We start from the raw sequence: 16,456 nt of genomic DNA, 5'->3' as shown, positions 1-16,456 counted from the left end.
TCCCGTTCAGTCGCCGGGACGGGCTCATGTGTCCGGGTCGGGACAGGTCATGATCGCCTTCTGGATCTGCGCGAGGGGTTCCCGGTGGCCCTCCGCCACCAGCGGCACGAGGGCGTTGATCTTGCGGATCCAGTTCGGCCGGACCGCGCCGCCGCGCGGCAGGTCGTCCTTGAACTCCCAGATGGCGGCGGTCACCTCGTCGGCCGACCGGGTGCCCTCGACCAGGTCACCGATCGCGGCCAGGATCGCGTGGCTGGCCCGGTCGTCGAACGACACCCCGGCCAGCTCGGCCAGCATCGGCGCCAACGCGCCGACCTGGGCTGCGGAGCCGGCCGGGCCGCCGGTGCCTGCTGCGCCGCCGGGGCCGCCGGCCGGGCCGTCGAGCAGCAGCGGCTTGGCCAGGCTGAGCACCGCATGGTGACCGGCGAGGGACGGTACCCGGTCGACCGCCTCCCGCAACTGGGAGTGCTGGTCGGGCAGGGCCGGTCCGGCGCGGTCCAGCCCGGACACGATGGCCTGCGGATCGGTCAGCGGGACGGACAGGAATGACACCATCGGGACGGTCGGCGGCGTGAACGCTGGCGCCTGACGCAGGCCGGTGGCCGCCTCGATCAGATCCACGCTGAGCGCGTCCACGACGGGCGGTGTCGCCTGGCCGCCCCCGCCCGGGGTGCCACCCGGCCGCCGTGCCGTCCACGCGCTACCGAGGTTGAGCAGCGGCATTCCGCCCGCACCCGGCGCGGAGAGTCCGGGTGCCTCGTACACCAGCGGCGCGCCGTACGCGTCGAGCACCCTGGTGAGTTCCGGCGACGCGGACGCGCGGGTGTAGACGACCGGCACCGGATCGTGGCCGCCGGCCAGGACCGACTCCCCCAGGTGCACGAAGAGACGCCGGTTCAGCAGCGCCACCTGCTCCGGGGCGGGCCGCCGACCGGGCCGGTCGGTGGCCAGCACGATGATCGGTTGGTCGAGGGTCTCGGCCGCCTCTGCCAAGATGCCCAGGTCATGCGTGGACACCGCGCCGACCGGGCCGATGATCTCCAGTACCCGGCCCGTGCCGTCGGCCGCCTGCCAGGTGTAAGGCGTGACCTCGTTGCGCGTGGTCTCTGCCCAGGAAGGTCCGGTGGACGCAGCGGCCGGGCTCCCGGCCGGAGCCGCGCCGAGCTGGATCAGTCGATCCTCGACGCTCATCGGCTCCCCGGGGTACAGGGCGAGCCGGATCCGGCCGGATTCGGTGGCGGGCAGCAGCACCGACCCGTCCGGGCCGAGCAGCGAGAGGTTGCGGGCCTCGTCGTTGACGGCGAGGTAGATCGACTCGCCGTCCGGGCCGTCCACGACGACCACGGCGTGCGCGCCGGCACCGGCCTGATCCATCCGGTACGCCAGGTCGACGTACCCGGTCGGCTCGTCGATCCGCTCGGCGCCGGTCGCCGCGAGGGCGTCGTCACCGGTGGCGAACCGCAGACCGTGGGTACGCAGCACCGCGAGGTACCGGTGGTTGGTCAGGGCCGCCGGCAGGCCGACCTCGACACCGTCGACGGAGAAGACGATCCGCCCGGAGAGGTACGGCTTTCCGGACAGGATCTCCAGCACGTCGGCGGGTGCCTCCGCCCACGGCCTCGGCGCCCGATGGTCCGACGGCACCACCCGGACCGTGACGCCCGTGCCGGCTGCGGTGATCCGACCCTCGGCATCCAGATCGACGACGCGGTGCGGTCCGAACGGCACCGCGCCGCCCGTCGCGCCGTCGAGTTGGGTACGCAGCACCTGCGCCGACAACCGCAGGTCGTCTGCCCACTGTGCCAGCGCCGGCAGGGACGCCGGTCCGGCCGAGTCCGGCCAGTGCACCGGCATCAGGTCGAGTTGCTCGGCCGACTGCCGGTCCAGCATACGACGCAACAGATCCGAGTCGGCCTGTGGGAACAGTGGCGTGGCCACCGGGCCGGAGAACCTGGCGGCGGCGTCGGCCCGCCGGACGAACGGGTCGTCGGCCGTGGGCATCGCGTCGGTCCCGACGGCCATCGCCCCGCCGGGCAGGAACACCGTACGTCCGTCGGCGCACAGCTCCGCCATCGGACGGGTGATCAAGGGAAGGTGGGTGACCATGCCACGGCTCCTCATCGTCTCGCCGTCACCGTGGCATCCCGGACGGGACGCGCGACAGTCCCCGTTATGGCCGCGGCGGCGTCCCCGGCGGGCAGACGAAGAGCGACCGACTGAGCGCGCCCAGCTGTTCGTGGTGCTCCGGCCTGCGTCTTCCCAGCTCGCGGAGGGATCGGCTCGCGTCCAGCTTGTGCGGTACGAGATCGACGACGAGATCGACCGGCATGACGTGGGGGCCCGGCCGACCGTCGAGGATGGCGAGCACCCGATCCAGCAACGCTACGGCTGCGTCTTCGACAGCAGTGGTGCTCGCATCGTCAGTCTGGTCGGAGAGCATTCGGATCGTCGCGGCATCACCACCACTGATGGAGCGGATCAGCAGATTGGCGCGGGCGTCGGCGGCACCGTGCCGCCCGGCCGCACCGGGCTCAGGGACGACGATGAGCGTCCCCTCCGCGGCGACTCGATCTGCCGGGGGTGGGGGTGGCGGGACTGGCACGCCTGCCCGGAGGGGGGCGAGCGTCGCGAGGTCCCCGCCTCGCACCGACCGCCCCAGCACCTGTCGGGCCAAGGTGATGAGGTCGACCAATTCGGGATAGGGGTCCGCGTCGCGCGCGTCGGCATCGCGCACGATGTGCATGAGTGCCCGCAGATCGGAGCGATTCGGCGCCAGGACGAGACCGTTTGCCCGTACCCACAGGGCGGTCACGTCAGCCAGCTTGGGCCGGCGGTCGATGGCAACGGCGCGGAGAACCTGGGTGAGGCGACTCACCCAGACCAGGTCCTCCGCATCCGCATTGCGCCCGAAGACGAGGACGGTGTCCTTGACGAGGAAATCAATCTCATCCGTGACATCGGCCCACGGATGAATGAAGAGGCGGCTCACCGAGCGGAGGTGCATCGGCCGGATCTCGCCGAGCATCGGCAGACGACGCCGCAGCAGAGACGCGACCGCCCGCTGCAGCCTGGCGGTGTGGTCCAGCGGCAGCCCCTGCGGTAGTGCGGTCACCAGCCGCGCCAGACCGACCAGGTCCGGCTCTCGGAGATACGCCCCGAAGAGGGCCTGACCCAGCCGCTGCACGTGCAGGAATCGACTCCTCACCTCAGTGGGCATCATGAGTGTGCGGAACGTGGCGACGACATCGATGGCGACCCTCGCTCGGCTGGCCCGGGCCGCGTTCATGTCATCAACCAGAAGTCCCTGCGACAACAGAACCGGCACGGCGCGGCTGAGTCGCGAGATGTCTTCCGCCTTGAACTCGCTCCCGAAGATCATCTCGGCTCTGGTCAGATGGTTGCGGAGCGCTGCGCGATTCAGTTCCGGCGAGTCGGTGGGGCTGATCAATGCCTCCAGTGCCGCCACGTCCCGCGACGACAATGTGACCGAAGGCGTCGGCGCACCGAGCAGCCGACCGACCGAGACCTCGATCTGTTCCCACGTGTACGGACGGTGATCGCGGCCCAGCACCAGCAGGAGCCGGCTCATCCGTGCCAGGTCGTTCGCGCTGAACGCAGGCCCGAACACGGGAGCGGTGACGTAGGCGATGTCGTACAGCACCTGTTCCGCATCCGCGTCGCTGGGCAGATCGGCCTCCACCCCAAGGTTCAGGGCCAACTCCGTGATCCGGTACGCGCCCCCGGCCAGGTCCGCCAGCCGTTCGGCAACCTGCCGGACCGACACGCGCTCCGGTGCGGTGTTCGCCCCACGGAACCGGTCACTGAGCTGCGCCCACCGCAGTGGTGGCCAAATCTGGTCGTCCGCCACCCGAAGCCAGGCTTTCGGGAACCACCGCTGGACCTTGAGCAAGACCGGTTCGGCCAGGCCTGCTCCGCGCACGTCCACGTTGAAGATCTGCCGTCGCAGCGCCGGATCCAGTCGCAGGTTCACGCTTTCCAGCAGGCCGATTGCCAGAACCGGTCGGCGGCCCTCGGGGACCTGCGCCAACAACGGTGCGACCGTCGACAGGGAGAGCCGGCTGGGTACGTCCTGAAGGCCTACCACCAATCGCAGCGTGCCCTGCCAGGTACGGCGCAGGTCGGTCGCCTCTCGGCCCATCCCCTCGGCCGAACCGTCGAGCGACGACAGTTGGCGAAGAAGATCGGATTCCACCTCGACGAGATCGACCGCGCTGACCAACTTCTGTGCCGAGCGTTCGAGGACGACCCGCTGGTAACTCCTACGCACCCTCCTTCGGAGCCACTCCTCGTCCTGTTCGACCTCGGCGCGGAACCATGCTGTGGCATGGCCGAAGCCCCGCTCCTCCCCGACCCGCAACGCGACGTGGGTCAGATGCCCTTCGTTGGTGTCGACCGCAGTGAATTCCGTGGTGATGCCGAGCGCCTCGGCCACCCCGATGATCCGGCCGGGATTCGGGCGAAGGACGTTGTCCAGCAGATCCCGCACCGTGAACCCTCCACCTGGCATTCGATCGTCCAGCAGGTTCCGCAGTTCACCCGGGCTTACGTTCAGGTCCAGCTTGACGCCGTAGCGCCGACGATAGTGGTCGGCGAACAGGCGCTGGATCCGTGCGGCGTTCGTCGCCAGGTACTGCCGCAACTCCTGCGGAAGCGCCATCAGCGCGGCATGGAACGTCTCCCGGGTGGCCCACAGCAACAGGTTCTTCGGCACAGTTCTGACCTGATAGAACCTCGACGCGACCGCACCGACCCGCGTGTACTCGTGAGCCAGGTAACCCGCGAGGGTCGTGGCCAGGGAGGACATGGTCAGATCGGGGCGCAGGCCACCGTTGAACTCCGTGGCGATCAGCCGGCCGAAGTCCAGACCTTCGTCGAGCAGGGCCAGCTTGTCGACGCGCGTTTCGGGGTGGTGCCGACGTTGATGGTCGACGAGGTCTTCCAGGAAGCGGTACATGCCCTCGACCGGCAGACCGTAATTGTGCTGTGCCTCAATGCCGTGACTCCTACTGGGAAGAATCACCATGTGCCGGAAATAGGGAGCGACCGCCCAGTCCGAGAACGCCTCGCCGAGGGTGACAGGCTGCGATGCCCTTGCAATCGCGTCAGCGGTCGTCCGGGCCACGGAGTGCGGGTCTGCACCCACCTCTTCGTCGTCCAGCACGAGTGTCGCCGGTTCGACGATCTCCAGAACGTCGCCCCAATGTCCATCCGCATCGAGACGGAATCCGTCCGTGGACGTCGCGATCCGTCTGGCATTGCGAGGCGACGCGTCACCGGGCCACTTGAGGCGGGACGTCTCCAGTTCCTTGCCGCCCCGCCCGCCGCGCAGCCGGCCCACGGTCTCCCACCGGCCGTTACCCGCCCACCGGTAGTCCCGGTCCGGCAGCCCGGTCTCCGGGTCGAGGCCGCGCAGACCGCTCTCGTCGACGAGCACCCGCACCGCCCGGAAGGTCGTGCCGCCCCGGCCCTCCTCGGCGACGTGAATGACGGCTGAGGTCTGCGGCGACGCCTCCGCATGCGCCGCCATCCTCCGCCGGAGCCGGACGGTCTCCCGCCGGGCGACGTCGGTCAACGCGTTCGTCCCCGACGCGACCCCGGTCAGCCCGGCCAGGGCACGATGGCGCGCGAGGGCGGCCGTCGGTGCCGTACCGGTCGGCGGCGTGGCCGCGTCGGCCTGCTCGCCGCTACCGGCCGTCAAGGAGCGCGGCGGCTGCACCTGGAAGTCCAGGCCGAACCGGTGGTCGAGCTCGCCGGCTCGGAACCACAACTTCGGGAACCACCGGGTGCCGAGGCCGACCGGCCGGAACACCACCGGCCCGTCGAACACGTCCGGGTTCGCGGCCCGCAGCCGGTCGAGCAGAACGGTCAGCCAGGCCGCCCCGCCGGGTACGCCCACGGCCGGGTCCTGTTGCCGGGGCCTGCCGTCCTCGCGGGCCGGGTAGCCGACCACCACCCCGTCCGGCGACGGTTCCTCGGCACGGACACCGCCGAGCGACCACACCCGTCCCTCCGACGAGGACCGCGCCGAGCCGATCCAATCGTCGATCGTCGCGTACGTCTGCGTCACCCGCTGCGCCACCTCGTCGGCGTCGACCGCACCGGTGGCCAGCTCCAGCGCCGTCACCAGCCAGTCGAGCGCCAACGGCTCGTCCGACGCCGGTGCGGGCAGCGCCCACAGCCGGTGTACGAAGGCGGTGAGGCGGGCCGGATCCACGTCGCCGGCCGGTCCGTCCAGGGCGAGGAGCCGACCGGCTGCGGCCAGCCGGGGCCAGCTCAACCCACCGATGCCGTAGGCGATCGCGGCGACGAACCCGGCGTCGAGCAGGGCCGAGGGGCGGCGCGGGTCGACACCGACCGACTCGGCCAGGTGTGACCAGGACAGGCGGACCGCAGGCGGCTCACTCGACGTGGTGCTCGCCTGGTCACCGATGGCGCGTACCAGGTCCGGCAGGCCGAAGGCGATGCCACCGTCGTCGCCGGGCCACCGGTAACGACCTGGGTCGATCGCCCCGAAGAGGGCCTCGATCAGGTCGGACGTGTCCGCCGTCGGTGCGAGTCGGTCGGGGAACGCAGGTTGACCGGCCACCACGTTCGGGACCCGCAGCGGGTGCGGATGGACGCTGTCGCCTCCGGTCAGGGCCCGGCTGACCCGGCGGGCCAGCACCACCGCCGCCCAGGGTGCGGGCTCGTCCGCCGGTCCCGTGTGCAGGGTCAGCTCGTCGTCGAGCCTCAGCCACCAGTCGTTGTGGTCGGTGAGCGCGTAGCCGCCGCCCCGGGTCGACGGCAGCGTCAGGCCCGGACCGGGCCGCAGCACCGAGTACGCCGCCGCGTGCGACGGCAGGAACTCGAATTCGGTGGCCGTCGCACCGAGGCTGTCCCACCCGCCGGTACGCAGCGGACGGATCCACCCCGATCGCACCGGCACCTCGGCCAGCGCGCCGCGGCCCAGTAGCAGCGACCGGCTCCCGCCGAGTTGGTCAGCCAGTTCCACGGCCTGATCGGTCGCCAGCGGTGCCGCCGGCAGCACCTCCACCATCGCGTGTGCCCTGAGGTGATCGGGCAGCATGTCCAGCGCCGCGTGCACCGCCGATGCGGCGGCAGCCGCCCGGGCGTCTACCACCACCCGCAGGCGGCTCGGGTGCGACGAGCGTTCCGGCAGGTCACCGAGGGCCTGGAGGTCGGGGCCGACGTACAGGCCGTCGGGGCGGGCCAGCAGGTGCTGTCCGGGCGGTGCGGTGAGGTCCGCGTCGGCCAGATCGACCCGCCAGTCCCGGGCCGAGCCGAGGGTCGACGAGGTCAGTTCCAGGTCGTCCGCCTGCGTCTGGGCCAGCGACGCGAGGTGCAGTGCGGAGGCCGTCGTCGCACGCTCCCAGGTCTGCTCGCGGGCGACACCGAGCCAGGCCAGCGTCCGGGGGCTGAAGCCGGGGGTCTCCGTCGCCTCGGCCAGCCGCCGGTCGGCGTCGCGGCCGTCCTGGTGAAGCTGCTCCCGGGCCGGCCTGCGGACCGCGTCGCCGTGCGCGGGGTCGAACAGGTCCTGCCGGAGCGCCGTGGCCAGACCGTGCCGATCGTCGTCGACGGGCAGCGGGTTCGTGCGGGCCGCGTCCAGCGCGGTCTGGTCGGTCACCCCCTGCGTGACCTGCTGCCAGGACCGCTCGTCGCCGGTCGCCGCGACCGAACGGTGCACGAGGAAGTGCTGCGCGGCGACCAGCACCTCCCGCCGCAGCCCGACGAGCATCCCGTCCGGCTCGTCCAGCACCACCCGCACGGTCCAGGTGGAACGGTCGAAGGTCACGCCGAGGATGCCGTCGGTGTCCGGCGGCAGCAGGTCGACCGAGGGCGGCGGCATCTGTTCGACGCTGGCGAGATGAGCGGCCAGTTCCCGCAGCGCGTCCTCGGCGGCGGTGACAGCGGCATCGTCCGCCCCTGTGACGGCCGTGCTCTGCCAGGCTCGCAGCAGCGTGTCGAAGTGGGCCCGGGCCAGGTCGTGGGAGGCCCGCTGCACCTCGGGGTCGGCCATGGCGAACCCGTTCGCCGGGTGCGGGTCGAACGACGTGGGCGGTGCCGACGGCTGCCCGACCGCCGGCACCTCGGTCAGCTCCGGCCCGATCCGCACCGGATCGCTGCCGTCCGCCGGGTACCGCCAGAACGCCGCCAGGTCGCGCCGCAGCGCGTACTCGCCGGTCGCGTCGAAGCCGACGTGCAGCGCCCGCAGCCGCCCCGGCTCGCTCTCGACCCAGCCGTCACTGGCGTACACGTCCACGCCCAGGATGCGGCGGAGCGTGTCGGCGAGGCGGGTCGACCAGGAGTCCGTCGCGCAGTCGCAGATCGCCAGCGCCAGCGGCTGTCCCCGCCACCCCGGCGTCGCACGGATGATCTCGGCGTACCGGGCCACCGAGACGTGCCGACCGTTGATCCGTACGCCTCGGGCGTCGCCGTGCACCGCGACCACGAAGGCACCGGGGATGGCCGACAGCGACTGCGGCACAGTGGCTTCCGGACCGCTCGCCCCTGGCGACCAGTACCGCCCGCCGGGGAAACCGACGCCTGCGTCCGCGAACTCTGCACCCACGCCGTCGTACGGTGCAGGCGTGGACGCGGCCGGCAGATCGCTGTCGTCCGAGGCGCGCGACGCATCGCCGGTCGCCCACACGTCGCCCGCCGTCAGTCCGGCGACCTGGTCCTTGCGCCCGCCCCGCGATGCGGGCGCGGAGCCGCCGGCCGGCTCCGGCGCGCTGCCCACCGCCGCCCAGGCCGCGGGCAGGTCCGCCACCCGTACCGGCCGGTCACGTCGGGTGGTCTTGGCGTGCTCCACGGCCGCCAGCAGCCGCCTCAGCTCGCCGTGGCTGACCGTGGCGGAGTCGCCACCGCGCAGCGCCCACACCGCCGTGTCGAAGCGGTTGCCCCACCGGATCGGGGTCCCGTCCTTCTCCGACAGCGCGGCCGACAACCGGCGCATCGACGCGACATGCGCCACGGTGGTCCGGGTGCCGAACAGCGCCCGCACCCACACGCTCATGGTCAGCAACGACTGCTGCTCGGCGCTGTCCGCCGGCAGGCCCTCGTTGAGCAGCCGGCCGAACCGCTGCCGCAGGCCGGTTCCGTGTCGCAGACCGGTCTGGTGTGCCAACCAGCCCGGTCCGGCGTCCGCCGGAGCGAGACCCGCCAGCCAGCCCTGCAGGGTCTGTCGCCAGTTCTGCGCCAGCTCGGTCATGGCCGGGGTACCGGGCGGCTCGAACGCCCACACCTGACGCCGGAGCCGCTGCGCGCTCCCGCTGCTTGCGCCGTCCGCGAGGAACGCTCTCGCCACTGCTCGGACCTCGGCGGCACCGCCCGTCCAGAGCGGGTCGTCGGCAAAGATCTCCCGCCGCACGGCGGCCACCAGTCCGTCCCGGTTCTCCGACGATAGGTCGAGCTCCAACGCCTGGACGAGGTAGGTCAGTGCCGCCAGGTCCCCCGCCATCGGCTGCTGGTCGGCGGACGGGCCGAACACGGACCAGGCGAGCCGGGCGAAGCCGCGTACCGCAGCGGCGGCGTCTACACCTTCCGCGTCGGCCCGGCGAATCTCCAGGATCAGCGCTCGCAGGTCGATATAGGATGGATAGAACCGCGCGCGGTCGGCGGGAAGCTCCAGGTAACTCAACAGGCTGATGAGGCTGTCCAGCCTGGTGTTCCAGCGACCGGGACCGACCAGGACGCCGATCAGGCGACCCAAGCCGACCATGTTGTCCGCCTTGGCCGTCTCACCGAACAGGACAGCGGTGTCCCGGGCCAACAACTGCAGCATCTCCGGCGCATCGTCAGGGAACGCGTGCAGAATCTGAGCCAGCCAGCGCAGGTGTCGTGGCTGCATCTCGGAGACCCGTAGGTCGTTCCAGACCAGCTTCCGGAACGGCGGGATCAGGGCGGCCGGGTCGTCCAGCCTCGGCCGGTCCGGCAACACGGACACCAGCCGGGCCGTGCCGACGAGGTCCGCCGCCCGGTCCTGGCGATCGAAGAGCCGGGCGGTAAGTGCCGTCACCTCGCGCAACAGGTCGACCGTCACCGGTTCGCGCTTGTCCAGGTCGGTGATGAGCGTGGCCGTCAGGGCGACGTCGGTTCCGGGAAGGTTCGCCGGGTCGCCGCCGGTAACGGCGACGACGGCCTGCCGAAGGTCGGTCTCCCCGACGAAGGTCCGCCCGGTGAGGACCTTGATGGTCTGCCCCAACCGGGCCAGGCTTCCCTCGCGCGGCTCGGGGCCGTACACCCACCGGGCCAGCGCCGCCGCCTCACGCAGGAGCGCGTGCGCTGCCCGCCGGTCGCCGTCGGCCAGCACCTCCAGCAGCCAGCGGACGTCCGCCACGGACAGCGTCACGATCCACGGCTGGTCGGCGGAGAGCCGGCCGACCGCCGTTTCCAGGTCACCCCAGGTCACCAGTCGGCGGTCGCTGCGCAGCGCCGTCAGCAGCCCGACGAGGCGCTCCAGGTCGGCCCGGCCGAACCTCACGCCGGACACCGCAGCGGTCAGGTACGCCAGATCGTGCAGCGCCTCCCTGGCGTCGGCACCGGTGGCCGGGTCGCTGGTCAGCCCCAGGGCACGCGCGAATCCGGTCAACCGGTGTCGGTCCCCGGCCAACTCCACCAACCGCTGCGCGACCTCGTTCACCGGCACCCGTACCGGCGCGCTGTTGGCCCCACCGAACCGGTCACTGACCTGCGTCCAGCCCAGTGGGAGCTGGACCGGCTCGTCGACGACGCGCAGTTCCGCCTTCGGGAACCACTCGTGGACCTTGGGCCACGAGCGCTCAGGCAGTTCGACCGCACGCAGGTCGACGATCTGGATCCGGCGGCGCAACGCGGGATCCAGCCGCAGGTGCACGCTCTCCAGCACCGACATCGCCAGGTCGACGCGCCGCTGCGGCGGCACCTGGTCCAGCACGTCGCCGGCCGCCGACAGGTCGAGCCGGTCCGGGTGCTCCAGCAGCCCGGTCAGCAGCCGCAGCGCCCCCTGCCAGACCGGTCCGGGCCCGGCCGGGCCACCCGGGGCCGGTTCACCGGACGCCACCTGGCGTCGCAGGTCCGCCACCAGGTCCGCCAGCGCGACGGTGGGTGGAGCGGCCGACGCCGTACGCGCGAAGGCGACCTTCTGGTATCCCCGTCGTACCCGGCGCCACAGCCATTGGCTGTCGCGTTCGAGGAGCGAGGCGAACATCGGGTGCGCCGCCCCGAAAATGCGCCCCTCGCCGACCCGCAGTGCGACATGGCGCAGGTGGCCCTCGTTGGAGTCGATCTCGTCGGTGTAGGTGCGGATGTTCAGCGCCTCGGCCGGCGTGATCGGCCGGTCGGGGTTGGTACGCACCACGTTGTCGAACACCTGGCGCAGGGTGAACGACTTACCCGGTACCTCGACGTCCAACAGATCCGCGCCACGTCCAGCCCGCGCCAGTTGTTCGGCGTGGTGGGTCTGGAAGTGCGTGACGAACTGCTGCTGGACCCAGTCCGCGTGGGTGTGCAGGTAGCGGCGCAACTCGGCCGGAAGCGCGGCGAGCGCGGCCCGCCAGGTCTCCCGGGTCGCCCAGAGCAGCAGGTTCTTCGGCCGGTGTTCCCTGGTGTGGTAAGCAGACGCGACCGCGCCCACCCGGGTGTACTCCTGAGCCAGGTAGCCGGCCAGCGTGGTGGCGGGTGACGGCCGGGTCAGGTCGGGCGTCACGCCGCCGTTGAACGCGGTCGCCACGTACTCACCGAAGACGAGTCCCTGCGCGGTCAGCTCGGCGGCCTTGCCGAACTCCACGATCCTGACCTGGCCTGGGTAGTCGACCAGGTCGCGGAGGAACTCGTGCATGTCCTCGACCGGGAAGCCGTAGTTGTGCTGTACGTACGTGCGCGCGCTGAGCGGTTCGAGCGGCACGTTCCGCATTTCGGGTACCACGGTGTAGTCGGGGAAGAGGGAGCCGAGCGTGCCCGGCCGGATGGCCCGCCGGGCCGCCTCGGCCGTGGCGGCATGTATCACTGCCGGTTCGAACCCGACCACCTCGTCGTCGAGCACGAGCAACGGCGGCTCGACGACTTCCAGAATGGTGCCGACGTCACCGTCGGCATCCAGCCGAAGTCCGTGCGGTGACCGGGCGATCGCCCACTGCGCATCGGTCCGCTGCGGGTCCGGCCGTTTCAGGATGGCTGGCAACTCCAGTTCCCGGGCTCCCCGTCCGCCCCGCAGACGCAGGATCGGCTCGGTGTGCGCGCGGGGTGGCTGCACCTGGAAGCTCTGCGACAGCCGGTGATCGAGTGCGCCGGCCTGTCGGCGCAGCTCCGCTAGCCACCGGGCGTCGATGCCGACCGGCCGGACCACTACCGGGCCGCCGAAGCGGTCGGGATCGGCGCCGCGGGCCCGGTCGAGCAGGACCGTCAGCCAGGCCGCCCCACCGGCCACACCGACCGCTGGGTCCAGGGGACGCGGCCAGCCGTCGTCGTGAGCCGGGTAGGCGATCACCACTCCGTCCGGCGACGGGTCCTCGATGCCAGCACCGCCGACCGACCACACCCGTCCGCCGAACAAGGGACGGGCCGAGTCGATCCAGGCGTCGACCGTGGCGTAGAGCTGCCGCCGACGGTGGGCCAACTCGGCAAGGTCGGCGGCGCCGGGAGCCAGCTCGACGGCGACCACCAGCCAGTCCCGGGCCAGCGGTGTGTCCGGGTCCGGGTCGGACAGTCCCCACAGCTCGTGCAGCAGAGCGGTGAGCTGAGCTGGGCTCCGATGCCAGGCGGCTGCCGCACCGGCGGAGACTCCGGTGTCGAGGGCGACGAGCTGCCGGACCGCGGTCAACCGGGCCGAGGCCAGGCCGCCGATGCCGTACGCGAGCGCGGCCACGAACCCGACGTCGAGCAGCGCCAACGGATCACCGGACCCGATGCCGACGGATTCGGCCAGCCGGGTCCACGCCGGGCGGGCCGCGTCCGGTGGCGCGTCCGAGTCGACTCCGGCGAGGTCACCGAGCGCATGCACCAGGTCCGGCAGCGCGAACCCGAGATCGCCGCCACCGCCGGACCAGGAATAGCGCGCCGGCTCGACCGAGCCGAACAGGTCCGGCTCTGCGGTGTAGGGCTCGGACGACGTCGGCAGCGGTGCGGCCACGTCGACCGGCGTCCGTAGCGGTGCCGGATGGAGTTCGTCGCCGCCGGCCAGTGCCCGCGCGACCCGGCGGGCCTGCGTCACCGCCGCCCACGGCACCGGCCCTGTCGCAGCCCCGCCCAGCGACAGTTCATCGTCCAGGACCAGCCACCAGTCGCGGTGACCGGCGAGCTGGTAGGTCCCGTCCGGCCGACGTGGCAGGCGCAGGGACGGGCCGAGGCGCAGCGTCGACGGCGGTGCGGTGTCCCTCGGCCGGAACTCGAACTCGGTAGCCGTCGCGACGAGGCTGTCCCAGCCTCCGGCGCGCAGCGGCCGGACCTGCTCCGACCGGGCCGGTACGCCGGTCACCGCGTCTCGGCCAAGCAGCAGGGAACGGCCGGAGCCACCGAGCCGGGCCGCCAGATTGATCGCCCTGGCGGTATCCAGCGGTTTGGGCGGCAGCAACTCCACCATCACCCGATCCGCGAGGTGACCGGGCAGTGCCTGCACCGCCGCCCACACCCACCGCTGCGCCCTGCGGAGCGATCCGGCGTTCCGGGCGTCCACCACCAGACGCAGCCGCGACGGATGCGCCGGGCGGTCCGGCAGCTCACCGAGCCGCTGCGTGTCGGGGCCGACGTACAGACCGCCGGCCCGGGGCAGCAACCAGTGGCCCTTCGGCGCAATGATGTCGGCGCCGAGGACTTCCGACCGCCAGTCCCGGGTCGAGCCGAACTGCGACGCGGCCATTTCGAGCGCCTCGGCCTGGCTCTGCGTCAGGGAGCTGTGGTACGACTCCACGGCGGACGTGTACCGCTGCCACGCCTCGTTTCGCGACTCGGCCAGCCGCTCGCGTACCCGTGGACTGAACCCGGGAATGTTCTCAGCACGGCGGAGCCGCCGGTCGGCGTCGCGGGCGGCCCGGTGCAGTCGCTCCCGGACCGGCCGACGGACGGCGTCGCCATACTCGGGGTGGTACAGATCCCGCCGGAGTGCCACGGCCAGGTTCCACTGGGCGTCCTCGGTGGACAGCGGGTGCCGCCGGGCCGCGTCCAGAGCCAGCCGACCGACAGCGTCCCGGCCGGTCCGCTCGTCACCGATCCCCGCCATGAGGCGGTGCGCCAGGAAGTGTTGTGCTGCGGCCAGGACCGCTCGCCGCAGATCCATCAGCATTCGGTCCGGCTCGTCCACCGCAATCCGCACCGTCCAGTTGACCGGGTCGAGGCCGACGGACGGACCGGTGTGCGGCAGCAGCTCGACCGAGGGTGCCGGCATCTGCTCGGCAGCGGCGAGGTGGTCGGCCAGTTCCTGCAACGCCTCCTCGGCGGCGGACCTGGCCGCATCCGCGCCGCCCGGGTCAGACCGGTCGGAGATCCATACCGACCCGGCAGGTGCACCGGCCGCCCCCGCGACGGCCGTGCTCTGCCAGGCGCGGGTCAGCGCCTCGATGTGGGTCCGGGCCAACTCGTACGAGGCACGCTGCACCTCCGGGCCTGCCACGGCGAGCCCACCCACCGGGCCCGGATCGAGCGACCACGACAGACCCGGGAAGGACTCGACCGCCGGTACGGCGACCAGCTCCGGCCCGACCCGCACCGGATCACCACCGTCGGCCGGGTACCGCCAGAACGCCGCCAGATCACGCCGCACCACGATCTTCTCGTCGACGGCCGGGGCCGCTTCACTGGAGGCCGGCACGCCGGTCGGCGCGAAGCCCACGCGGAACGCCCGCAGCCGCTCGTCGTCGGTCTCCACCCAGCCGTCGCTGGCGTACACGTCCACCCGCAGGATCCTCCGCAGCCTGTCGGCGAACCGGGTGGACCAGGTGTCGGTGGCGCAGTCGCAGATCGCCAGTGCCAGTGGCTGCCCCGACCATCCCGGCGTCCTCCGCACGATCTCGGCGAACCCGGCCACCGCGACGTGCCGACCGTTGATCCGCACGCCCCGACGATCGCCGTGCAGCGCGGCCAGGAACGCACCCTCGATGACCGGCAACGACTCCGGCACCGCCGGCTCCGCCCCACCCGCCTCCGGCGGCCAGTACCGACCACCGGGGAAACGGACACCCGCGTCCGCGAACTCTCCGCCGGCTGGTGCGTCCAGATCGATGGCGGCCGGCGCGGCCGGCAGGCCGCTGTCGTCCATCGGTCGAGGTCCGGACTCGGCCGGCCAGACGTTGCCCGGCACCAGGCGGGCGACCTGGTACTTGAGCGACATCCGCAGGTTCCGCAATTGCTTCGCGGCCTCGTCGGCCTTCTGACGCAACTTCGGGTAATCATCGAGACGCTTATCTGCCTCGCCTGCTGCCTCGCCTGCCGCCGTGCGTACCCGATCGATCGCCTCATGCCAGGCCGCCGTGAGCGGCCCCAGCTCGGCATGGTCGTCCGTCAGCCGCGCTAGGCTGACCGGCCCGGACAGCGCCTTCAACGCCTTGCCGAACTCCTCCCGCCGGAACGCCACCGTGTCGTCGGCCGCCTCCGCCGCCGCCCGCCCGGCCGGCAGTTCGGCTGCGACACCCGGCTCGGCGATGGAGATGTCGAACACGGGCGTAGCCTGCTCCTCGCGGAATCTCCGGTTGGCCGCGGAGGCCTCTCGGAGGGCTTCGACGTACGCCTCGCGGGCCTCCTGGTACTCCTGGATCTGCGGCCGGTAATCGTCGTCGCGATGAGCGGTCCATCGCGAGAGCAGGCTCTCGACACGGCTGGGCAGGTCGTTCGTGCGGTCTGCCGGAACCGCATCGAGAAGACGTTGCCACGCCTGCTGCTCGGCCTCGATCCGCTGGGTGAGATCCTGCCCGGCCACGATCATCCGGTGCCAGGCGTCATCCGCCTCCTGCGCGGCCCTGCGGTAGGTGGCGGCGGCCGCGTCGACCATCTCGATGGGTGACGTCAGCGCCGCGGCGACCCGCGGCGTCATAAGGTGGGTGGTGAACGCCTCCCGCTCGCGCAGCCGGAACCAGAAGCCGTCGGGGATGACCACCTCGACGCCTTCGGCTCGACCGTCGAGCGTCGCGACGATCCGGTACACGACGTCGGCCCGGTACTCGTAGGTACGTCCGATGTCGCGGATGCTGCGGTAGCCGGCCGGTTCACCCTCGTCACCGACGGCGTCGTCCTCGGTGTTGGACGTCTCGTTCACCCCGGTGAGGGCGAACAGGTCGGTTTCGTTGATCTTGCCGTCACGCTGGTTCTGGTGGTCGAACGAGGTCTGGAAGAGCAGGTCCTGGATCCCGCTGTCCGCGTGCTGGTAATCGACGCCCGAGGGGGTGAGCGTCACCTTGCGCCGCTCGATCCGGACGACCTCACCTGCGGACCCGGACACCGAGTGCAGGCGCACGTTGCGCAGGTTGGC

General features: G+C 72.0%; 2 protein-coding genes (1 of these 2 only partly in view). Both read right to left on the bottom strand.

The window, feature by feature from the left end; all coding sequences use genetic code 11:
• Positions 1-24 precede the first annotated feature (24 nt).
• On the bottom strand, positions 25-2,106 hold the full coding sequence (locus tag ACWDVW_RS05990; protein ID WP_449945390.1) for a hypothetical protein: 2,082 nt from the start codon (positions 2,104-2,106) through the stop codon (positions 25-27).
• 64 nt (positions 2,107-2,170) lie between these two features.
• Positions 2,171-16,456: the final stretch of a hypothetical protein gene (locus ACWDVW_RS05985; protein ID WP_449945388.1), read on the bottom strand. It continues 24,753 nt past the right edge of the window; only the last 14,286 of its 39,039 coding nucleotides appear in the window; its start codon lies beyond the right edge, outside the window; its stop codon occupies positions 2,171-2,173.

It is taken from the genome of Micromonospora sp. NPDC003241 (assembly GCF_053589795.1).
This window is presented reverse-complemented; position numbering and strand designations above follow the sequence as displayed.